Raw genomic sequence first — 22,011 nt, 5'->3', positions numbered from 1 at the left:
AATAGCCCCCCTATTCTCTCTCAAATTCACAATTTTTTGCTTGACAGACCACTAGTAAATGGTTGCTACTTTTCTCAATGGTTTGGAGGTATTGCATTTGCCGTTCATTTAAGTCTCCAAAAATCTCCTCCTGAAGGATTTCCGTCATCCCTAAAATGGCGTTGAGAGGGGTGCGTAATTCATGGCTCATATTGGCAAGAAACTCATCTTTGAGGCGAGTTGCCTTGATGAGTTCTTCATTAATGCGCTGCAATTGTAGTTGTGCTTGTTTGCGATCAGTAATATCAATGTTTAGCCCAACCTTCTTTTGGATTTCACCTTGGGCATTATATTGGTTGAAGACGTAGGAATCAATAAAGCGGATTGTGCCATCGGGGCGAATAATCCGAAATTCGACCCGACATTCTTTATCCTCTTGATAGGCTTGTAGTTCAGCTTGCTGTACCCCATCTCGATCATCAGGATGAACGCGCTGGAGCCAATCTTCATATTTACCAGAAAACTCCTCTGGCGAAACTTCATAAAGGCTAAACATTCGTTCATCCCACAGCAAACGCCCTTCATTTATTTGCCATTCCCAAATACCAATATTGGCTCCTTTGAGGGCAAATTCCAGACGATCTGATAGGTCTTTAAGTGCAAGTTCGGTATTTTTGCGATCGCTAATATCAAGATTCACTCCTACTATACGCAATAATTCCCCCTGAAGATCGCGCTGACTAAAGGAGGAAACCATGATCCATCGGACTGCACCATCGGGGCGAATGATGCGGAATTCCGTGCTGTAACTGACTTGTTCCTGTGAAAGGTTGGGCTGGGCTTTGAGCAAATCATCGGGATGCACACGACTACTCCAATCCTCGTAAGTACCATGAAATGCTTCGGGTGATACACCATGAATAGCCAGCATCCTATCGTCCCAGAATAGACGATTATTGGAAAAATCAAATTCCCAAATGCCAATTTGAGCAGATTCAATCGCAAGTTCCAATCGTTTGGATAGATCCTGCAATTTCTTTTCAGCATTTTTGCGATCGCTAACATCAATCACCACACCATCCCAAATAATATCGCCATTCTCTTGGAGATCGGGCTGGGAAATAACTTGTATCCATTTCACCCGTTCATTCGGCAAGAGCAAACGTCCTTCAACGAAATAGGGTTGGAGGGAAGCAGCCGAATCCTGAACGGCTCTTTGCATCTTAGGAACATCTTCCTTGTGAATTCTTGCCCAGAGACAACTTATATCCTGACGCACCGCTTCAGGGGTGAGTTCATAAATCTGCTGTACTTGGGGGCTGACATAGATTAATTCATCACGACCATCAGGATGTAAAACATAGCGGAAAATCATCCCTGGCACACTTTCTGTCATGCGGCGGAATTGGGTTTGACTTTCTTGGAGGGTGAGTTCAATATTTTTGCGATCGGTAATATCGGTCAGCGTGCCGATATAGCCCACTACGTTGCCATCATCATCAAATTCCTTCGCCACTTGGATATAACACCATGTTGTAGAGCCATCTGGACGGAGATGCCGACCTTCGCTGCCATGAATGATCTGACTCTCAGGATTAGAATTGGCGTAGTATTCAGTCCATTCGGCTATGCTTTGCTCACTGTCGTCGGGATGCAATGATTCCATCCAACCATGTCCCAAGGCTGATTCTATGGGTCGCCCACTCAGTTCACTCCAGCGCTCGTTGACATAAACGCAGTTAAGTGGCTCATCAAAGCGAAAAATAGCGACTGGAGCTGCCGCCGCGAGACTGGCATAGCGGCGCTCACTGGCTTTTAACGATAGCTCCAGCGTTTTAAGATCGGTAATATTCGCCGCAATCCCTACTGTTCCAGCTATATTTAGCTGATCATCCCTAAAGGGCGTTTTAGTTGTTTCAAACCACCCTAAAGTTCCATCAGCTTTTCTGCTACGTTCCACCACTACTTTGCGTTGACCAGATTGTAAGACCGCAGCATCATCGTCATGATAAGCTTGAGCCAAGTCTGCTGGGAAAATATCATAAGCTGTTTTACCGACTAATTCCTCAGCCGAAACGCCAAAGGCTTGGGCAAAGGGTTCATTTACCGCAATAACCCGACTTTGTTCATCCTTAATCCAAGCAAGGTGGGGAATATTATTCATCAGCGCCGCGAGGTGACTTTGTTTAAGCATCAGAGCTTTTTCAGCAGCTTTGCGATCGCTGATATCTTGATAAGTACCCAACACGCCGATCACCTCACCTTGCAGATTGCGGAGAGGCAACTTGTTAGTTTCCGCCCAAATGGTTTGACCACTAGCTTGATGTTGAGTTTCCACAATTCCCAGTTTGGCTGTTTGACTCTCGATTACTGCCCGATCATCGGCTCGGTAAACATCCGCTTCCGTCTCTTTCCAAGGCATTTCATAATCCGTCTTGCCAATAATCTGTGCGATCGTCTGAAGTCCCGCATCGTCCAGAAAATTCTGGTTACATCCCAAATACACCGAATTGACATCTTTCCAAAACACCGAAAGGGGAAATGTATCCAGTACCGTCTGCAAAAATTGTTCCCGTTCTTGCAGTTCCTCTGTTCGCACTTGCACCCGATTTTCCAGTTCGTGATTTAGCTGCTGCAAAGCTTGTACGGCTCGATCTCGCTCGATCGCAATACCTGCAATATTGGCAGCCTGAGCGATCCAGTCTAGCTCCTGAGCTTGAGGTGCTTTCTGCTCGTAATAATAAATGCCAAACGCACCTAATAAAGTGCGATCGCTGGCAAAAATCGGCATGGACGAACAGGCTTGTAATCCATAGCAGAGGACAAAGGCTTTGTCCTTTTGCCATAGGGGATCATGCTCAATATCCGTCACCACGACCAACTCGCGCCGAAATGCCGCAGTTCCACAGCTACCCACCCCCTCGGCGATCGGTAAATTCGCCTTCACTAATGCCACTGCATAGTCCTGCGGTAAACTTGGTGCGATCACATCACTCAAGCGTCCATCCCGACAGAGTGTAATCGAACAACTAGAACCCCTCAAATAGGTTTCCATCGTTAGTAGCAAATCACCCAATACCTCTGAAAGTGGCGAACCTTGGGCAATTCGTTCATGAATTTTTTGTTGGATAGCCAAGAGCGAAGCAGTGGCTTCGTAAATGATGGAACATCTCAGCCGTTTGAGGGATTCATGCTGGAGTACACCAACCAGTTGATCTTGTGCGTCTACGATCGCTAAATGCGTAATTTGTGACGATTCAAAGTAGGCGATCGCGTCGTTAATATTACGCAAATCTTTCAAGTCGGATTCTGAAATTATTAAACTAGCTGAAGGCGATCGTTGCTGCCAAAATTGCCTCAGTGTCAGTTGGGCGATCGGCTGCTGTTGGGTTACTAGACGCATCACGTCTGGCTGAGTCAAGATTCCTAAAACTTTTAGCCCATCGGACACAATTACTACACAGGTTGATGATGTATTGTCCTCATTTATCTCCTGCCTACTCAGGTTACTCATCTGTTCTACTGCTGAAAGCACAGTTGCCTCGCCCCCTGCAACTAAAGGGTTTTGCACAATTGCCGCTTCCAAATTGCTTAACATAGTTGAAGTGAACCCTTATAATTCAGACAGAATTGACACTCTCAGCACTAAAGTGACTGAGATTCTTTAATCAAAGACATGACTTGCTCAGACAGGATTTCTCCAACCTGAATAGAGGTCTTATCTCCTAAAGCGTTGCTCATGTCTAGCATGAAAGTTCCCGTATGCCCTACGGTACTTAATCCTCGACTAAGGATATTTCTAGCTGCATTCTCATCTCTATCCATCACACAGCCACACTGACAAACGTGTGTCCTCGTAGATAGAGTTTTCTTAACAACTTCACCACAGCTAGAGCATTCCTGGCTAGTATATTGCGGATTTACCGCCACCGTGACTCTCTTAAATACTTTCCCAAAGTATTCAAGCCAGACACGAAACTGATACCAAGATGCGTCGTTAATAGACTTAGCTAGACAATGATTTTTCACCATAATTTTAATCCTCAAATCTTCATAGGATATCAAGTCGTTAGACTGAACTACGCACCGTGCTAATTTCACAGCATGGTCTTTACGTTTCCTACTTATTTTGAGGTGGCGTTTTCCTAAAATCTGTCTAGCTTTGCCTCGATTTTTTGACCCTTTGACTTTTCTGGAAACGCTACGTTGTGAACGTTTAAGAACCTTTTCTCCAATACGCAGAAACTTAGGATTCTCAATCATTACGCCATTAGAATCGGTATAGTATTCTTTTAATCCTACATCCAATCCAATCGTGTTTCCTGATGGTGTTATATCTTCTTGACGATTAACATCAATACAAAACTGACAATAATAACCGTCAGCCCGTTTAACCAATCTAACTCGTTTGATTTGATTTATTTGGTAGAAATGAAGGTCACGAGTCCCTTTAATTCTTAATCGCCCGATACCTTTTTTATCGGTAAAAGTGATGGATTTACGATCCGAAGCAAGTTTCCATCCTGATGTTTTGTATTCAACAGAACGACAATCTTTTTGAAATTGAGGATATCCCTTTAACCCAGGAATATTCTTCTTGCAGTTATCATAAAACCGAGAGATAGAAGACCATGCTCTTTCAGCACTAGCTTGTCGCGCCATCGAATTAAGTTCATTAGCAAATGGAAAATTAGCAGCTAAGACAGCGCAATATTTCTGCAAGTCGTTTTTACCTATATCTTTAGCGTCAATCCATAGCCGAATACAGCTATTACGAACGAATTGGGCAGTACGAATTGCATCATCTATTGCTGTTAACTGAATTGATTTCCCATGAACTTTAAACTCAAAAACAAGCATCGTTTTTACCTTCCCCTTACCTCCAATGTTATACTACTTTTTGTAGTGTAAAATTGTCAAGATATTTGGCAGTACATGACTGAAGGCGGTTAAAACCGTGGTCAGTGAGCGTGCCGAACTGCCCGTGTCGCTTATATCTCGGGGCTAAAGCCACTGAGCTTTACACTTACCGGATATTTCTGTAAAGATGGAGTTTAAATATACCTTCCATTTATATCATATGTAACGCAATCCTAAATGAGTTGTAAGTGGCGCACAGCCAACTTATACCTATGGCTTTGCGGGAGAGATATACTCCCTGGGATCATTACTGGATAAGTATTTTAGAGATTTTACTTTTGCTCTGGGTGGGAAAACCATCACAACTCAGGTGCATCAACCAAATCGAAAACTCGAAACTGCGACCCCACCGAACAACGCATCCTCATGGTAGACGCGATCGCCTAATTCATTTGTCGCTGCTCCCACCGCCACAAACAACGGCACTAAATGATCTTCTTGGGGATGGGCCATCCGAGCAGCAGAGGCTTGACTCCAGCGGGTGAGTTGGTGGTGACGCATCATCCCCTTCATGGTGCAGAGGGTTTCAGTGAGCCACTGATCAAACTGATGGGAAGGCTGCTTTGCTTGAGGACCCAATTGGCGGAGATTGTGATAGCTCAAGCCACTACCGATAATTAAGACCCCAGCTTGCCTCAAAGGGGCGATCGCCTGTCCCACAGCTAGATGAAACGCGGGATCGTAATCGCGCTGCATGGATAGCTGGACAACAGGAATTGTTGCTTCGGGATAGGCTACGGCTAAAGGTACAAAAGTCCCGTGATCGAATCCTCTGCGGGGATTTAAATTGACGGCAAAACCTGCTGAACTGAGTAACTCGCGCACCTGTTCCGCCAATGCGGGTGAACCCGGCGCAGGATATTGCACCCGATAGGTATGGGCAGGAAAGCCAGAATAGTCATAGATCATCGGGGGCTGTGCTGCCGAAGATAGAGAGAGAGTAGACTCCTGCCAATGTCCTGAAATCACCAAAATAGCCTTGGGAGTCGCGCCGATCGCTTGTGGCATGGCTTGTAAAGAAGCTTCTAGAGCTTCAAAATCGGACATTTGGTCTTTCATCCACGGCCAAGGACCACCACCGTGAGAAATAAAATAGGTTGGTAATGGCAGAGGTGTTGTTGGGATAGTCCAATGATCGCTCAATGCAATCCCCCTCGCAGCAGTTCAGTGATATCTTGCGGGCTATGTCCAGATAGCTGTTGGACAGCATCGGTGACTGCGGCTAGGTCGCCCTGCTGCATGGCGCGATCGAAGCCGACAAATAATTGTGCGAAGGGATCGGGAAGTCCGCCCTCTACCAAGGCCGATTGTAATTCTTCTGGCGATACATCACGATAGACGAAATTCTTGCCGGTCACTTTAGCTACCAGTTCAGCTAGTTCGCTGTGGGTATAGGCGATCGGTCCACTGATATCTAGGGCAACATTAGCAAATTTTTCAGCTTGCAAAAGCGCACCTGCGGCGGCGGCGGCACAATCACTCCGATGCACATAGGCAGTTTTCCCGTCTCCAGCACAGCCTAATAGCACCCCAGCCTTCAGGGCAGTAGGCAAGGTATAGAACAGATTTTCAGCATAGAGATTGTTCCGCAAAAAGGTATAAGTTAGCCCTGATTCCCGGATTAGCTGCTCGGTAGCGGCGTGGTCTGGCGCGACCAACGAGGGAGAATGGTCGGGATTTGGGGCAGAAGTGTAAATGATGTGCTGGACACCCACCTCCTGAGCAGCCGCGATCGCCGTTTTGTGTTGTGGGATGCGTGAACCAACATCCATCGTGCTGATCAACAGTAGGCGCGTAGCTCCCGCAAAGGCTGACACTAAACTCTCTGGCTGGTTGAAATCGGCGGCGCGGACTTTAACCCCACGGCTGGCGAAGTGAGTGAGCTTTTCTGGCTGGCGAGTGGTGGCAATCAGGTTGGTCTGTCCCACCTGGAGTAGTGCTTCCACTACTAGTTGTCCGAGATGACCAGATGCGCCAGTGACAAGTAGACGTTCATTCGTATTCATGTTTGTTTTTCCTAGATAAAATGAGATTCAACACAAGGAGAGATTTCTAGATAACTTTTAAGACTGCTCCAGCGCAATATTAAATCTTCCTACATAACCTTCTGCTGCTTGAGTAAGTTGGAGTGTAAGCTGTTCACCCCCCCTTTGAAAGATGCCATCCTCACGATTGAGGGTGCGTTGTTCTTCCTTTCGGTAAGGAGCTTGGGCATGAACGCGATCGCTCAGGACATCATCAAAGTAAAGCTGTGATGTAAACTCTTGGCCTTGTTGGAATGCAGAGATGGCGCGAATTTTGAAGTGGATGTGGATAGCTCTACCGGGATACTGTCCAGGATAAATGGTGATAAACTCCGCCGTTCCATTCCCATCTGTCACCTGATAACCACGCAGAAATTTTTTGCCGACGGTATTGAAACTGCGATCGATCACATCCGAATAGATTCCCTCAGCGTCACAATGCCAAACATCGACGATCGCCCCACTTAACGGAAGACAAGATTTATCCCTGATCTGAGAAACTTGAAAGACTAGCCGCAATGGCACTCCCTGACGGATCGAGCCATCCAAGGGGTCAGAACGGATGTCTGCGCGATTGAGCCTTTCATTGATGAAATAAGGTCCTTCAGTTTGTTCAGGTTTGACTAGGCAAGTAGAAGATTTTGGCGCTAATGCTTGAATTGAAGAATCTGCGGCAGATTTTCTCTGTAGACATCCTATCAGTGAGATAACCGTTGTTCCACCAAGGAACCCTAGCACTTGGCGACGGGTTTGGATTGCGGTGATTCTACGCATTGGTTGTTTTTCATTTTGCTACGGTGTTGTTCCATATTGACTGATGTTTGTGGATCTAGCTAGTTTTTAAAATTGCTTGCACAATTTCCATTCCACTGGGAATCTCAAATAGGTACAAAAGCAACAACAGAATGCCGATTCCAGCGTGCGCGGGTCTTGCCCAAGCAACACCTTTTTGCATTATGGGAGCTAAACTTGCAGAACCGATAATCAGGAGCATCATCAAGGCTCCGATTTTTCCGTGTAGCCCACCCAAAAATACCTTCGTAAATTGATAACTGACGATCGCCCCTATTCCCCCACCAACTAGCAACAATCCCAGTAACAAAGGAGCTACTTTCGCGTGTTTGGCTCCCACATGGTTTTGGATCAATTCTTTGCGGGTTTCTCCTTTAACGAACCTAATTCGGCGGGACTGCCAACCGAGATAGCCGACGTACAGGTATAAACCAACTGCCCCCCACATTATGGCAGGATGGATAAATGGCATGATATTTTGCCTTTCTTAAGTTAGAAAATTGTTATAAATCCTATGATAATTAGTAAGATGTTATGAAACAATGAGCAAATTTGAAACTCATTGTTGCTAAAATGAAAACTTGTTACGATGGAAAAATTTAGCGGCGACTTGGCTGATCTGCGATCGCTCTGTTCCATTATTGATTGCGGTGGAATTACCCGTGCCGCCGAACTATTGGGGGAAACGAAGGGGAGCGTGAGCCGTCGCATGACTCGGTTAGAAAAGCAGTTAGGGGTGAAATTGCTTAATCGCTCGTCTCGGTCGGTCTCTGCCACTGAAGCGGGGATGGCGTTTTATCATCGCAGTTTGCAGGCATTGGCGATGTTGGATGAAGGAGCAACGGAATTGAGCAATAGCCGCCAAGCTCCATCGGGTTTATTGCGGATTACCATGCCAATGGATTTGGGGCTGTCCATCTTTCCACCCTTGATAATAGAATTTCTCGATCGCTATCCAGAGATTCGCTTGGATATAGTGCTGTCGGAGCAAATGCTCGATCTCAAAACCCATCAAATTGATATTGCCTTGCGTGTCGCCAAAACATTGCCCGATGCGGATTATTTATTCTATCGCTTAATGTCGATCTCGCTACAATTCTTCGCCAGTCCCCATTATCTAGCCCAGCATGGCACGCCCCAACATCCCGATGCACTCAGTCAGCATACTATTCTCTGCCATCAACGCTTTCCTGGCAATAAACCTTTAACCTTCCAGCAAAGCAATCGTCGCATCACAATGAAGTTCCAGCCTCGAATGATGGCGAATGATTTTACCTATCTCCAAACTATGGCGATCGCGGGTGCTGGAATTGCATTACTACCTAGTTTTTTGGGTCGAACCGTTGGCTGCGACTCTATGGAGGAAAATCGCTTGATGCCTGTTCTCTCTGAATGGTCTCTAGGGGAATCCAGCTATCTCTATTTACTCCACGAAGGTTGGCGATTGTTGCCTGCCAAGGTGACTTGTTTTCGAGATTTTATTCGTGATCGCTTGTGCAACCATGAAAACTAAAAACATTGGAGCGATCGCTTATACTAAACACGGTTGGGAAATGGACTTTGTTTGATGACAATTTGCTGCAAGTGCCACACCTACAGCCTTGGTTGCTGTTTTTGCGATGATTCCCTCCCTCGGACGGGTGTTCCTCCCCGAATTTCAGGAGAGTCCCTGGAGCAAAAAATTATTTTTTAGTGCTGAAGATGGTAGTAAACATCATCAACATTCCTCCTATCAGAATAGCGATCGCTAATCCCCCAGCCACTAAATCCAAAGTATTATTATCTATGTTCATAAGGATACCCAGTAAGTAGGAAACTCAGAGGCTTAAGCCCTGAGAGGGAAGCGACACTTCGACAAGCTCAGTGATCGCACGGGCGGTTTTAACCGCTTTGAATCTTTTTTCATTACCGCCTTGGAGTTAAGAAATTCGGGGTACTTTTGTGGTGTACTTTCAACGGGACAATTACCGATTCAAATTTCCCAACTCTGTACGCATAATGTGTTGCACGCGATGTGCCTCCCTTTCGGGGTGATGTTAGCTTCGTCAATGTTTTAAGAGCTTTTTAGACTTGCAACACTGTTTCAGTGACTTTAAAACTGTTTAATTGCAAATGACAGAGCAGGGAACTAGCTACGCATTCCAGGGTGTCGTGACTCAAAAAACGTAGTCAGTTAAGACTTAGACTGGTCAGTACAGCTTGTAATTTCTTACAAGCTCAGTCCCTTTAGGGCTGAGTTACTGACATTATCCATACTCATCTAACATCAGATATTATGAATAATAATACACAACTACAAAACATTCTTACTAATTCGATTATTGCCACTGTCTTACCCGCAATAGCCCAACTGGAGTTACCTAACTGGTGGTTAGCTGGAGGTGCAGTCAGAAATACAGTTTGGCGTGCTTTGTTGGGAAAAGAATGTGATTTATTTATCAAAGATTTTGATATTGCTTTTTTTGATGAAATCGGCAACCGTGACCAAGAATTATTCGCCAAGTCTACTCTCAAAACCCAATTTCCCGAACAGGAGTTTGATGTTAAAAATCAAGCCAGTTTTGGGCATTGGCGGGCTGGAAGAATGACCTATAATAGCACAGAAGATGGAATTAGAAATTGGTTGCATACGGCAACTGCTGTAGGGGTTCGCATGAACAAACAGGGAGAATGGCAATTTTTTACTCCCTACGGATTAGATGATTTATTTACCGGGATGATTCGACCAACACCCACACATATTAATAATCCAGATGCTGAGGCAAAGGCAGCCAGTTTTTTGCAAAAATGTCCTTGTTTGCTGTTAATAAAAGATGAATAAAGATTTATGAACTCTCAACCCGAAGAAGATTTACAACGTCGTCTCCAAAACCTAGAAGCAGAAATCAAATCTGCTGGTGTAAATGCTCATCAATCCGCAGCACAGACACCTGTAACTAAAGTTGCTCGATGGAACTTATATTTAGAAAGATCCAGAAATTGGTTTAATGGTTTATCAACAATTAAAAAGCTGGCAGTTACAGGTATAGTCATGTTGATAACCGTTTGGATGTTGCAAACAGTATTTGCTCTAGTTGCTTCTGTAATTAGTCTGGCGGTTTTGACATTGTTAGTGTATCTTGGATACAAATTTTTTATTGCTAATGGACAAGGAAAATAAGCAATAGCCTATTTTAATCATGCCAATGGTGGCGTAAAAAAATCACAGGTAATTATGCAATGGCGAATCCAATGATCGGCAAAAGTAGTAGTCAGTCTAGCCGCCCAAAAGAACCGAAAAAAGTTAAGATTACACCATTAGCGACGAGGCGTTTTGTGGCTTGGACGGTGGAAATAACACTCTTTATTGCCAGTGGGTTAGTTCCTTATAGTTTAGGCGTATATGTAAATTCTCGTAGCGAGATCCAGCGAGTGCCGCTGAATCCTGTCTTGGTAGTCACAGAAAAAGCGATCGCCCGACCACTAGCATTACCCATCAGCTATGGTATTCGCAATGTCGCCTGGCCGACCAATATCCTGTGGACATTAGCCCTATTATTGCCTACAAGTCTCTGTGGGTGGCAATTGTATTTACTGGCTAAAACAGGTAGCACCATTCCTAAACGGTGGTTTGGTGTGCGAGTAGTTAACATTGCCGGAGAAACTCCAGGTTTGAGCGCAGTTATCGTTAGAGAAGGATTAGGACGTTGGACAATACCAGTTTCCGCAGCATATCTACTCTGGCGTTACAGCTTTGTTTTTCCCAACCTAGCTCTGTTTACATCTTTAGCAATGTTAATGATATTAGCAGAATCAAAAGGCTGGCCTAACCAAAAGCATCGCCGCTCCTTCCATGATCAACTTGCAGGGACATACACAATAGATGCAACAAGCACTGTTATCCCTGCTGAAGAACATTCAACCGCAACCGAAAATAATGCAGATAGTGCAGCAAATCAACAATCTACTCCCCCTTCTTCCCCCAGAAATAACCCTACTATCAGCCTGTTTTTAGTAGGTTTAACTAGCATGATTGCTGTGTTATCAACCTTAATAGGTACACAAATCTACATCCAAACCCAAGAAAACCAGCGGAGAAGCGAACAAACTAATAGTCAAAAGTTTCTTGAACTCATCAGATCACTCAATCCCAACAACGGCGTTACCAACGAAGACCGACAAAGAGTTATTCTAGCCCTGGGTAGTGTTGATGATAAACAATCCATTAAATTATTAATTGACTTATTAGTTAAAGAAACAGACCCCAAAACCTTGGATACCATTCAACAAGCCTTAACTAATGCTGGTTTTAAAGCCATCCCCGAATTAAACCGGATGAATCAGTTTCTCGCGGGAGAACTAGCATCTATGGGTAAAAGTGCCAATGGGGAGATTAGGCAAAATCAGTTAATTCTCACCCAGCAAGTAATTAATAAAATTCTGGCCTATAATGGCAAAATTAACAAGATTGATTTAAGTAATGCTCAATTAGGTTCTCAAGCATCTGGGAAAAAGCCTTTATTTAACTTGGTATTAAACAACCTTGATTTATCAGGAATTGTCTTGAAATCAGCAAATCTTAACCAAGCTAACTTCCAAGGTAGCCGTTTCCGCAGCGTCGGCGAAGATGGACGTGGGGATACTTACGATGATGCGATCGCCGATTTAAACAACACTCAATTAAAACAAGCTAACTTAAGTAATACCAACTTGAGTCGGGTTCCTATGAGTCGGAGTGATTTAAGTGGAGCTAATCTTAACAAATCTAACTTATCCTACACCCGTTTATTTAATGCCAATCTCAGTAGTACCCAGTTAGTAGGTACAGATTTACGCAATGCGATTTTAGAAAATGCCAGCCTTACAAATGCCGATTTAAGCAACGCCAACTTAACAGAAGCAAATTTATATGCTGCCCATCTAGTCCGTGTTTCTGCCATTGGTACACAATTAGCCTACGCGAACTTAACTAAAACAGATTGGCAAGGTGCAGATTTATCTGAAAGCTATTTAGATTATGCTAATCTCAGTCATGCTAACTTAAGTGCCACTCGCCTTACTGGTGCTAGTTTACGCTCGACCAACTTAGAAAACGCTAATTTGCGAAATGCTGATTTAAGTCGTGCTGACTTACAAGGAGCTAATGTCGCTGGAGCAGATTTTCAAGGCACAATTCTCTTTGTTGGTAAACAAAATCCAGCAGATCAGTTTGTGGAAACACCTGATATTGGTTCTCAAAATGCCTCAATTAAAGGAGTAGATTTCAGTCAAGCTAAAAATTTAGATCCGCAACAATTGGCATTTATTTGTACTCAAGGTGGACTAAATTCCCGTTGTCCATAATCATATAAGGGGATGAGGTATTTTATAAGCAAAATACCAAAAACCCTTAAAGATTAGCCATAAAGCGATAAGATATTAGGTGGATGCGCCACGCAAGCTAAAAATTGATAAGTTTGCCCTGAATAATTATTCACAGAACTACGCTCATGTTTTAGCTTTTTAGACCGGGGATTGTTAAATTAAATTCAGAGTGTGTCAGGAGTGGGGTAATGAAACGTTTTCAATGTTGGCTTGGGGTAATGGGAATCGGAACAGTTTTGAGTTTAGTGGTAAACTCTCGACCAGCACAGGCACAAGTAGCTTATGGCAGTTATGTTGGTATTGGTCCGACCGTAGGATTGACAGATGGGACTCAATTGGGTGGAGTCCTGGCTTTTCGCTACAAATTACTAGAAACACCCATTTCTTTCCGCACTCAAGCTTTAATTGGTAAGGGAACAGCAGTAGTCCCGACTGTTTCCTATGACATCCCTCTCAACTGGCAAACTGATGCTTATTTAGGTGCTGGTTTAGTCTTAACCAGTGGTGATACCCCTTCCCCTGTTGGTAATAAAATTAGCTTTGCTTTGCAACCAGGAATTGACTATGTTATTCCTAATAGTAATACTGTGATTTTTGGTAATGCTATTATTGCCTTTGATGCCTACCGAAATACTGGTGGTACAGCTTTATCCTTACAAGGTGGAGTTGGATTAAGATTTTAATTCTTAATTGGTAAAAATTTTTTTAACCTTTTGATTTTTAATGTTTAATTTTGGTTAATTTTGGAAAAGATGGTGCTAAACCGAGAAAAAATAGACTTTTACTTAACAGACATAGAAACTCCTGTAGGTAAGGTGATTAGTGTAACTATTTCTTTGTTAGTTTTAGTATCATCGGGAATTTTTGTGGCAGAAACTTATGATCTTTCTCAAGAAGCTCGCTGGGAGTTAAGAGTATTAGACAATTGTGTTTTAGTAATTTTTGCTGGAGAATATTTACTGCGCTTATGGAGTACAAAAGATAGAATTAAATATATTCTGAGTTTTTATGCAATTATTGATTTAATCTCAATTTTGCCATCTTTTATAGGATTAGTAAATATTAGTTTTATCCGACTATTACGTTGGTTTAGAATCTTGCGTTTGCTGAGATTTATTGATAAAAAGTTTTTAATTGGTAGTATCAGTAATCAAGATAGTGTAATTTTTGCGAGGATATTATTTACTTTATTTGCAATAGTTTTTGTTTTTTCCGGGTTAATTTATCAAGTTGAACATCCAGTTAATCCCCAGAATTTTGATACTTTTTTAGATGCTTTTTATTTCTCAGTTGTGACCATGACAACTGTAGGATTTGGTGATGTGATACCAATTTCTGAGTTAGGTCGCTTACTAACGGTATTGATGATTTTAACGGGAGTAGCTCTGATTCCTTGGCAGATTGGTGATTTAATTAGAAGATTGGTAAAAACTGCAAATCAGGTGGAAACTGTTTGTCAAGGGTGCGGTTTAGCTTTTCATGATGCAGATGCCGGATTTTGTAAAAGGTGCGGTAAACAATTGTAGGAGTCAGAAGAAAGCAGAAGAGGGAAGAGGGGGTTAACTGTTTATTATGGATATTATACGCGTGCATAGTGATATAAAAATGAATAATTGACAAGTTACAGTTAAAAATAAATAAATTTGCCAAAAGTTACAGGACGCAGACAAGAAATTGTCTACCATCCTTCTGAATCCTGAATCCTGAATCCTGAATTATGCTACTTACTTCCTTGATATACTAAAAACGGTTGAGATATGGACTTTTGTAAAATTACGAAAACCCCAGATTTGTAGGGGTTTAGCACTGCTAAACCCCTACCCATAAAATCAAGTAATTAAGCCGTGTTGAGTATAGTAGAACTACATGGGGGTAAAATCACAGTTAGAAGTGAAGTTGATCATAGTAGTTCTTTCCGAGTAGATATACCATACAGAGAGGAACTAGTAGTTAGGAGTCATGTCTTGCCAAAGGAGACGCATAATCAAAAATCTATCGTATCAACAACCACTAACCATGCTCATAAAAATTATTCTGCCATCATTCTCTTTGGTGATGATACTCAAGCTAATATCACCACGATTTTTAATTATCTAGAAGCTAGGGGATATCGAACTATTTTAGTCAAAAATGACGAAGAATGTGTAAATATTACCAAAAAAGAAAACCCTGATTTGATTCTCGTAGACATACCCATGTCAGATATAGATAAAATAGCAATAATTAAATTGCTACGTGCAGATCAACAACTTCAGTATATACCTATTATTGCTTTTCATGGCTTAAATGTGCCTAATAATAACAGTGATGATACTAGTAACAGTGATAAGCAAATCTACCGGAATAAATGTATCGCAATGGGAGCAAATGAATATTTTACTAAGCCAGTCAAGTTAAAAATTCTCCTGGCTAAAATTCAAGACTTATTAACTCAACACTTATCTTTAAATATGCCGCACTAAATTAACTTCACATATTATGTTGATAAATAAATTTTCTGCTTTCTTCCTACTTCTTCCTAAATCCTACTCTTAACCAAATAAGCTTTTATGGCTTACGCCACGCTATGCTATCAGCAACCCTTAGATATGTCTACATTGCCTAAAATTTTAATTATTGATGACGAACCTGATAATTTTGACGTAATTGATACGTTGTTAGATAGTCAAGGCTATGAACTAAGCTATGTTAACAATGCACAACAAGCACTGAATCTTTTGGACTATTTTCAACCTGATGTAATTTTATTAGATGTCATGATGCCAGAAATGAATGGTATCGAATTTTGCAAAAAATTTAAATCCAATTCTCATTGGAAACATATTCCTATAATTATGGTGACAGCCCTTTCTAGTAAAGAAGATTTATCCCAATGTCTATTAGCGGGTGCTGATGATTTTATTAGCAAACCCATTAATGGATTAGAATTACGTTCGCGGACTCGTTCCATGTTAAGAATTAAACAACAATATGATGCTTTACAAGAAACTTTATGTTTACGAGAAGACCTTTCTAATATGATAGTTCATGATTTGCGAAATCCTCTGACAGCTATCATTATGTCTGCGGAAATTTTGCGAATTACAGAATATTCACAAGAACGTCAGGAGAGAAAAACTAGCCAAATTATTACGAGCGCTCAAAAATTACAATCCATGATTGATAGTTTGCTAATCATGGCTAAATTAGATTCTGGTAAGATCACTCTTCAACGAACAGATACTGATATTTTTGATCTTTGTTCTACTGCTATTGCCGATATTGAACTAAATATAACTAAAAAAGATCTAGAATTAATTACTAAACTACCAGCACCGGGAATTTCAGTCAGTTTAGATGCCAATCTCATCCGCCGAGTAATTGATAACTTACTGTCTAATGCGATTAAATTCACACCAGAAAAAAGTCAAATTTCTTTTGTTGCTAATTACACATCATCAGGAAAATTCATCATTCAAATAGCTGATTCTGGTCCAGGTGTGAAGGAAGAATTAAGAGAAGTAATTTTTGCTAAATATGAAGTAGGAAATCTGATTACAGGTGCATATCAAATTGGTTTAGGTTTAGCTTTCTGTAAAATGGTTGTTGAAGCTCATGGTGGACATATTAGTGTAGAGGGAAATTATCCAACGGGGGCAATTTTTATGGTTGAAATTTAGAGTCAAGGAGTCAGGAGTCAAGAGTCAAGGAGTCAGGAGTCAGGAGTCAGGAGTCAGGAGTCAGGAGGAAGAAGGAAGAAGGAAGAATAAAGAAGAAAGGAAGAAAAAAGGAGCGTAGGGGCGCAGGGCCTGCGCCCAGTCAAGAATTAGTTACGTTTTCCACAGCAGGGGATTCAAAATTCACGTCTTCATAGACATCTTCTGTGGGACAGTGAAAATCTACACTGGATAAATGAACATTTTCTCCCTGTCCATAACTATAAAATACCCATTGTCCCTCGGAATTACGACGGAAAATTTCTACATTTACCCGCGTTTGACTTACTAATACATATTCCTGAAGTGATTCTAAGTGGCGATAATCAGCAAATTTATCACCTCTGTCAAAGGCTTCTGTGGTGGGAGATAGGACTTCGATAATTAAACAAGGATAACGCAAAAAGTTATGAAAGGCTTTATCTTTTTGGTCACAACTGACTATGACATCGGGATAGTAATATGTATTTATTGATTCAATGTGTGCTTTAGTATCGGCAATGTAGGCTTGACATCCAGTACCACGTAGATGGTTTCTCAGCATTGAAGCAATATTGAGCGTAATAACTACATGAGTATTACTAGCCCCTGCCATTGCGTAAACGTCTCCGTCTCTGTATTCATGCTTGATAGGGCTGGTTTCTTCCCCTTGGAGATATTCTGTGAGGGAAAGATAGTTATAGCTGGGAGTTGCAATCATGGAAGATGACCTCTTCTTAGTTTGTATTTTATCTAAGTTCCTCCTTATCTAGTTTAGGCTAGAAAATAAATTTGACATCGGATTAAATATTATGAAATTGATTAAGGGCGCAGGCCCTGCGCCCCTACGGTTTGATTAATTTGGTGGTAATTGTGGGTGTGTTGCTGAATATTTGCTGACTATGGCAGAAACTTCGGGGTTATAAAGTCTGAGATAATTCCAGTAGTTGCCAAAAACTTGGCGGACGTAATTTCTTGTTTCGTCAAAAGGAATTTCTTCGACAAATTCATCGGGATCTTGTTTGGGTACAGTTTGTAGCCATTTGGCGACGTTACCGGGACCGGCATTATAACTAGCGATCGCTAACATGGAATTATTGCCATACTGTTGATGAGTATGATCTAAATACCAAGTCCCCAACATAATATTATCATTGGGATTTTCTAGACTGAGTTTTTTGAAATCTAAACCGATTTGTGGGGCTATCCATGCCCCTGTACTGGGCATAACTTGCATTAAACCTGTTGCCCCGACGGGGGATTGAATTTTGGATTGAAAGCGGGATTCTTGCCGCATTAAAGCTGTAACTAAGAGAGGATTTAGTTGACGAGAAGTAGACCATTTTTCAATTTCTTGAAAATAAGGAAAGGGATAACGGGCTTGCCAATAGATTGATTGTTGACTTAAAGCTGCATATTCGGCTTTTTCTGCGGGTGTTTCCCTGTCTTCTAATTTAGAGATTTTGTCAATACCAATGAGATATTCACCTTTAGTTAGTCTCATTAACCCTTCGGTAAATTGTTCAGCGACACTGGGCTGCTTTTTATTTTTAAATTCTGTTTTCCATTGCCACCAAGCATCACGATCTTGTCCTAGTAAATACAATTCATGGAAAGTCTGAGAACCGGCGGGAGGGACAGGACGTTGAGGGGGAATAATTGCCGGATTCATCACGCGCAAAGTATTAAAATTCCCCACATTTAAACCCAAAATACTAGCAGAACGCCACGCATAATAAGATTGAGGAAATTCACTAATTACAGCTTGATAAGCAGTAATAGCTTCCTGTTGTTTGCCTAGTATCGTTGCCCATTTGCCTACCCAAAATCCGGCTCTAGGAGCTAAAATACTAGTCTTGTTATTAATAGTAATTGGTTGCGCCCATTGCCATGCTCCTAAATAATCATTGTTTTTGGCTTTGGTTTGAGCGACTCTCCAACGAAATTCTGCGGCTTCATCACTGCTACTATATTTACCTAGCAATAATTTCTCTGTCGTATTGGCTGATTTATTATCTTTTAGAGATGCTAAAAGTTTGGCTTTTCTGACTAATGCTGGAGGTGCTTGATCGGGAAATTTATTAATTATTTGGTCAAGATAGATAATGGCATCTTTCCCTTTAGCAATATCGGCTAATCTTGATAGGGCGGTTGCTGTTTCTTTGGCGGTGGGAAATTTTTGTAGTAGTTGTTTATAAACTGCAATGGCTTGATCTTGTTCTTTATTTAATTGTAATCCTCTGGCGATACGATAGAGGCTGGTGGCTGTTTTTGGGGCTTGGACGTAAGCATTTTTAGCTTTGGTAAATTCATTGTTATCCCAATAGACTGAACCAATGAGTTCCCAATCTGTGGGTTTGAGTTGTGGCTGTTTTACCAATTGATCTAATACGCCCACAATTCCCGGCTCATCTGCGGCGTATTGAGCCAAGATTAATTGTAATTTGGGTTGATTGGGGTTATCTTTTAACCGTTTGCGGATAATTTCCCAGGTGAGGGGATGGGAGGGAAATTGAGCGATCGCTTGATCTGCTAATTTTGGTTGAGCGATCGCATATATAGCCTTAACTACGGCTGCTTCTTTGCCATATTCTCTTACCACCTTTTGGCGCAAATCAGAAGCTTGATTATCTTCACCTAAAATATCATGAGCCTGGGCTTGTTTAAGTAAAATATAAGGTGCTAATACAGGATAATCTTTTTCCAGTCCTGTCAATAGACTCAGGGCTTTTTTACCTTGGGAAGTTTCTACGTAATCACAAGAGAGTAGATAACGGGCGCGTTCCCGATCTGGGGAACTACCTTTTTCAGCAATTTCCGTAAGTTTTGTTAATCTTTCTGGTACAGATTGAGACAATAGAGAAAAAACAACTGACTTAGCTTTTGTCGCCTCAGATAGTTTTTCCGGCTTACTCTGACTCAAGTTCAACCATTGACTAATAGTTTTACCGGCTTGGGGCGCTGATACCATTGCCCCGGCTAAAAAGGCACATAGTCCAGCACCAGCAAGCAGATAAATTTGTGTTTTCTGTAGTTTTTTCAACATTGATACTCGCTGTTTACCTAGCGTCTCACGGAGAAATTTGGCGATTAGATGAATATTTTGGCAACCTTATCATTAGGGTAACACCCCTGACCAATTTTTACGCCTATGATGCCAGACTTTCCGCTAGTTTAGATAAATGCAATCTCTCTTTAATTCTATCAAAACAGATTGTAGGGGCGGGGTCTCCCCGCCCTCAATTATGTAGGACTGTCCCCCTCTTGCCTATTCCCTCTTGCCTATTCCCTTGACTTTGAATTTGCCTAACTACCGTTAAAGCTGAATAACTAACGCCCGCAGTCCCTTCTCCAGGATGAGTAGAATCACCAACTAACCACAAATTATTAATAGGTGTTCGATTCGCAAAACCAAATGGTCCAAAGGTAGGAATTCTTTGACCAATACCACCAACAATTCCCTTTTCTCTACCTGTATAATCAGCAAAGGTGCGAGGCGTAGCAGCTTCTACATGAATAATAGTTTCTGGTTTGAGATAGAAATATTCAGAAAGTTTGGATATGGCATCTTGAGTAAATTTTTGTTTTAACTCTTGATAATTTTGAGTTTCCCACCAGGGGATAAAATCAACAAAGGAAGAAGCGATAATTGTGGCTTTTCCTAATGGGGCGCGACCATCTCCTTCATGACTCACAGATACAAATAGGGAATTATTTTCGCCAATAGGTTTATTTACATCATATAAAAATTGTAAATGCGGTGGACAATTAGGAGGAATTGCACTTTTATCTACACCCAAATAAATCACATAAGCACCGGAAGCAGGTGGAAGCTTTTCGACCCTTTGTTTATATCCAGAAGGAGCATTTTCTCCTAATAATTGAACTAAGTTCTGGACGGTGACATTAGCAACTATATGATCTGCTGATTCTGTCCAAGTTTTCCCGGTTTTCTGATTTTTAATGATGACGGACTTAGCTTGGTTATGGGCAACTTCGATTTTTTCAACGGTGTGACGCATTAATAACTTACCACCATCCCGTTCTAAAGATTCTACCAAGCGATCGCTCAAAACTTGCATACTTCCTTGCAAATGAAATAATCCTTGAGGTAATTGGGATACACTCAAAGCTGTAGCTGCATAAAGCAAAGCCGTTTCTTCCGCACTAACTTGAGAATATAATTTCAGTTGTAAATCTAAAAATGTCCGCAGTCGTTGATCATTTCCTAAACCACATAATCGCAAAGCATCTCCCACAGTCAATAAAGTGAAAGGTGCAGTAATAAATGTACTCGGACGGACAGCTTTAATTAATTGTCCTAAATCCCATAAATTCCGAGGTGGTAAAACCGGATCACGTCCTTGAAATTCCCAGCTAGCATTAAATAAAGTCGTTAATAATTGCCAAAAAGGTTCACTTCCTGGAAACTGTTTTTGGCGTTCTGCAAGCCATTTTTGAGAATCACGCCAAACATTAATGGGTGTAGATTCTCCCGGAAGAAATACAGCACAAGCTGGGTCGCAAGGTGTCGCAGTGGGTAATTCTATATTTAACTCTGAGAAAATGCGGTGATGAATTCCCCCAGGCTCTAAACCCGCTACTTGCGTCGCACCAACATCAAAAGTAAATCCTTGACGTTTGAAAGTGGAAGCGCAACCACCCGGAACAATTGCTTGGTCAAGAATGAGGACATTATAGCCTCTATGTGCTAATAATGCTCCAGCTGTAAGTCCACCTATACCCGCACCAATGACGATAACACGCGATTGATTTTTTGTATCAGTAAGATTTGACATTGATGATTAACTTCAATTTCAGAGGACTTAATAAGATATTAGGACTTACACATTGACAAAAAACATTATCCATGTAGTCTGGGCAATAGTATTCTTGCCAAGGTTAGCAAAAATATGCTTTTGATAAATTCATTTTTGGTTATGTCTTGAATTTTCTCCTCATCTGGCAGATATAAAATATAACAGACGACTCATATTTATCAATGCACTATTTCGTTATTTGCTCATAAAAAGGTTTTGGGAAAGCAAAACATTGATGAGAGTAATTGCGTGTTTGTATCACCCAAAAAACAAAACCCCCTCTAGTTGAATAGAGGAGGTGATGTTGTTAAAAAATAAACCTGGCATCGAGCTATTTTGACGTAGGGCTACCCCTAAACTATCGTCGCCGCAGCAGCGTTTCACCTCTGAGTTCGGGAAGGGATCAGTGTGGTTCCACCGCGCCATAGACACCAGGAAAACCTTGCGGAAGTCAAAAGT

At 41.7% G+C, this 22,011-nt stretch carries 18 protein-coding genes and 1 rRNA gene; 9 read left to right on the top strand and 10 right to left on the bottom strand.

Annotation, left to right across the window (positions count from 1 at the left end):
• Nucleotides 1–10 precede the first annotated feature (10 nt).
• From FJR05_RS04815 to FJR05_RS04790, 6 genes are all read right to left on the bottom strand, one after another.
• Nucleotides 11–3,577: a PAS domain S-box protein gene (locus FJR05_RS04815; protein WP_168643046.1), complete on the bottom strand. Its 3,567-nt coding sequence runs from the start codon at nucleotides 3,575–3,577 to the stop codon at nucleotides 11–13.
• A 47-nt stretch (nucleotides 3,578–3,624) separates the two neighbouring features.
• Entirely contained in the window at nucleotides 3,625–4,839 is a 1,215-nt protein-coding gene (locus FJR05_RS04810; protein WP_168643045.1) for an RNA-guided endonuclease TnpB family protein, read from the bottom strand.
• A 375-nt stretch (nucleotides 4,840–5,214) separates the two neighbouring features.
• On the bottom strand, nucleotides 5,215–6,042 hold the full coding sequence (locus FJR05_RS04805) for a class III extradiol ring-cleavage dioxygenase (RefSeq protein WP_217385518.1): 828 nt from the start codon (nucleotides 6,040–6,042) through the stop codon (nucleotides 5,215–5,217).
• Nucleotides 6,039–6,905 carry an SDR family oxidoreductase gene (locus FJR05_RS04800; RefSeq protein ID WP_168643044.1) on the bottom strand — a complete coding sequence of 289 codons (867 nt, stop codon included), beginning with the start codon at nucleotides 6,903–6,905 and terminating at the stop codon, nucleotides 6,039–6,041. Before FJR05_RS04800 ends, FJR05_RS04805 begins: the two co-directional genes overlap by 4 nt.
• Nucleotides 6,906–6,962: 57 nt before the next feature.
• On the bottom strand, nucleotides 6,963–7,661 hold the full coding sequence (locus FJR05_RS04795) for an intradiol ring-cleavage dioxygenase (RefSeq protein ID WP_371416800.1): 699 nt from the start codon (nucleotides 7,659–7,661) through the stop codon (nucleotides 6,963–6,965).
• Nucleotides 7,662–7,752: 91 nt separating this feature from the next.
• Complete coding sequence (locus FJR05_RS04790) at nucleotides 7,753–8,187, bottom strand: DUF4079 domain-containing protein (RefSeq protein WP_256376172.1); 435 nt, start codon at nucleotides 8,185–8,187, stop codon at nucleotides 7,753–7,755.
• Between the two features lie 117 nt (nucleotides 8,188–8,304).
• On the opposite strand from FJR05_RS04790, the gene FJR05_RS04785 reads away from it, so the two are divergent.
• The 9 genes from FJR05_RS04785 (at nucleotide 8,305) to FJR05_RS27560 (ending at nucleotide 16,835) form a co-directional block, all read left to right on the top strand.
• Nucleotides 8,305–9,228, top strand: coding sequence for a LysR family transcriptional regulator (locus FJR05_RS04785; RefSeq protein ID WP_168643041.1), 924 nt, complete (start codon nucleotides 8,305–8,307; stop codon nucleotides 9,226–9,228).
• A gap of 762 nt (nucleotides 9,229–9,990) precedes the next feature.
• Nucleotides 9,991–10,536: a nucleotidyltransferase family protein gene (locus FJR05_RS04780; RefSeq protein WP_168643040.1), complete on the top strand. Its 546-nt coding sequence runs from the start codon at nucleotides 9,991–9,993 to the stop codon at nucleotides 10,534–10,536.
• Between the two features lie 6 nt (nucleotides 10,537–10,542).
• Nucleotides 10,543–10,875 carry a hypothetical protein gene (locus FJR05_RS04775; protein WP_168643039.1) on the top strand — a complete coding sequence of 111 codons (333 nt, stop codon included), beginning with the start codon at nucleotides 10,543–10,545 and terminating at the stop codon, nucleotides 10,873–10,875.
• 59 nt (nucleotides 10,876–10,934) lie between these two features.
• Nucleotides 10,935–13,037, top strand: coding sequence for a pentapeptide repeat-containing protein (locus FJR05_RS04770; protein WP_168643038.1), 2,103 nt, complete (start codon nucleotides 10,935–10,937; stop codon nucleotides 13,035–13,037).
• Nucleotides 13,038–13,246: 209 nt separating this feature from the next.
• Nucleotides 13,247–13,741: a hypothetical protein gene (locus FJR05_RS04765; RefSeq protein WP_168643037.1), complete on the top strand. Its 495-nt coding sequence runs from the start codon at nucleotides 13,247–13,249 to the stop codon at nucleotides 13,739–13,741.
• Between the two features lie 69 nt (nucleotides 13,742–13,810).
• Nucleotides 13,811–14,584: an ion transporter gene (locus FJR05_RS04760; RefSeq protein ID WP_168643036.1), complete on the top strand. Its 774-nt coding sequence runs from the start codon at nucleotides 13,811–13,813 to the stop codon at nucleotides 14,582–14,584.
• Between the two features lie 318 nt (nucleotides 14,585–14,902).
• The gene (locus tag FJR05_RS04755) at nucleotides 14,903–15,520 is read left to right on the top strand and encodes a response regulator (RefSeq protein WP_168643035.1); all 618 of its coding nucleotides are present in this window, start codon (nucleotides 14,903–14,905) and stop codon (nucleotides 15,518–15,520) included.
• A gap of 87 nt (nucleotides 15,521–15,607) precedes the next feature.
• Nucleotides 15,608–16,717 (top strand): response regulator, encoded by a 1,110-nt coding sequence (locus FJR05_RS04750; RefSeq protein ID WP_254446727.1) that lies wholly within the window; start codon nucleotides 15,608–15,610, stop codon nucleotides 16,715–16,717.
• Nucleotides 16,707–16,835, top strand: coding sequence for a hypothetical protein (locus FJR05_RS27560; protein WP_256376171.1), 129 nt, complete (start codon nucleotides 16,707–16,709; stop codon nucleotides 16,833–16,835). Before FJR05_RS04750 ends, FJR05_RS27560 begins: the two co-directional genes overlap by 11 nt.
• Nucleotides 16,836–16,856: 21 nt before the next feature.
• On the opposite strand, the gene FJR05_RS04745 is transcribed toward FJR05_RS27560, so the two are convergent.
• From FJR05_RS04745 to rrf, 4 genes are all read right to left on the bottom strand, one after another.
• Nucleotides 16,857–17,453 carry a Uma2 family endonuclease gene (locus tag FJR05_RS04745; protein WP_168643034.1) on the bottom strand — a complete coding sequence of 199 codons (597 nt, stop codon included), beginning with the start codon at nucleotides 17,451–17,453 and terminating at the stop codon, nucleotides 16,857–16,859.
• Between the two features lie 135 nt (nucleotides 17,454–17,588).
• Nucleotides 17,589–19,778, bottom strand: a complete 2,190-nt coding sequence (locus FJR05_RS04740; RefSeq protein ID WP_168643033.1) for a transglycosylase SLT domain-containing protein — start codon at nucleotides 19,776–19,778, stop codon at nucleotides 17,589–17,591.
• Between the two features lie 193 nt (nucleotides 19,779–19,971).
• On the bottom strand, nucleotides 19,972–21,531 hold the full coding sequence (gene crtD / locus FJR05_RS04735; RefSeq protein WP_168643032.1) for a C-3',4' desaturase CrtD: 1,560 nt from the start codon (nucleotides 21,529–21,531) through the stop codon (nucleotides 19,972–19,974).
• A gap of 339 nt (nucleotides 21,532–21,870) precedes the next feature.
• A 5S ribosomal RNA gene (gene rrf, locus FJR05_RS04730) occupies nucleotides 21,871–21,988 on the bottom strand.
• Nucleotides 21,989–22,011: the final 23 nt, after the last annotated feature.

This window comes from Dolichospermum sp. UHCC 0259 (assembly GCF_009711935.1).
Classification (GTDB): Bacteria; Cyanobacteriota; Cyanobacteriia; order Cyanobacteriales; family Nostocaceae; genus Dolichospermum.
This window is presented reverse-complemented; position numbering and strand designations above follow the sequence as displayed.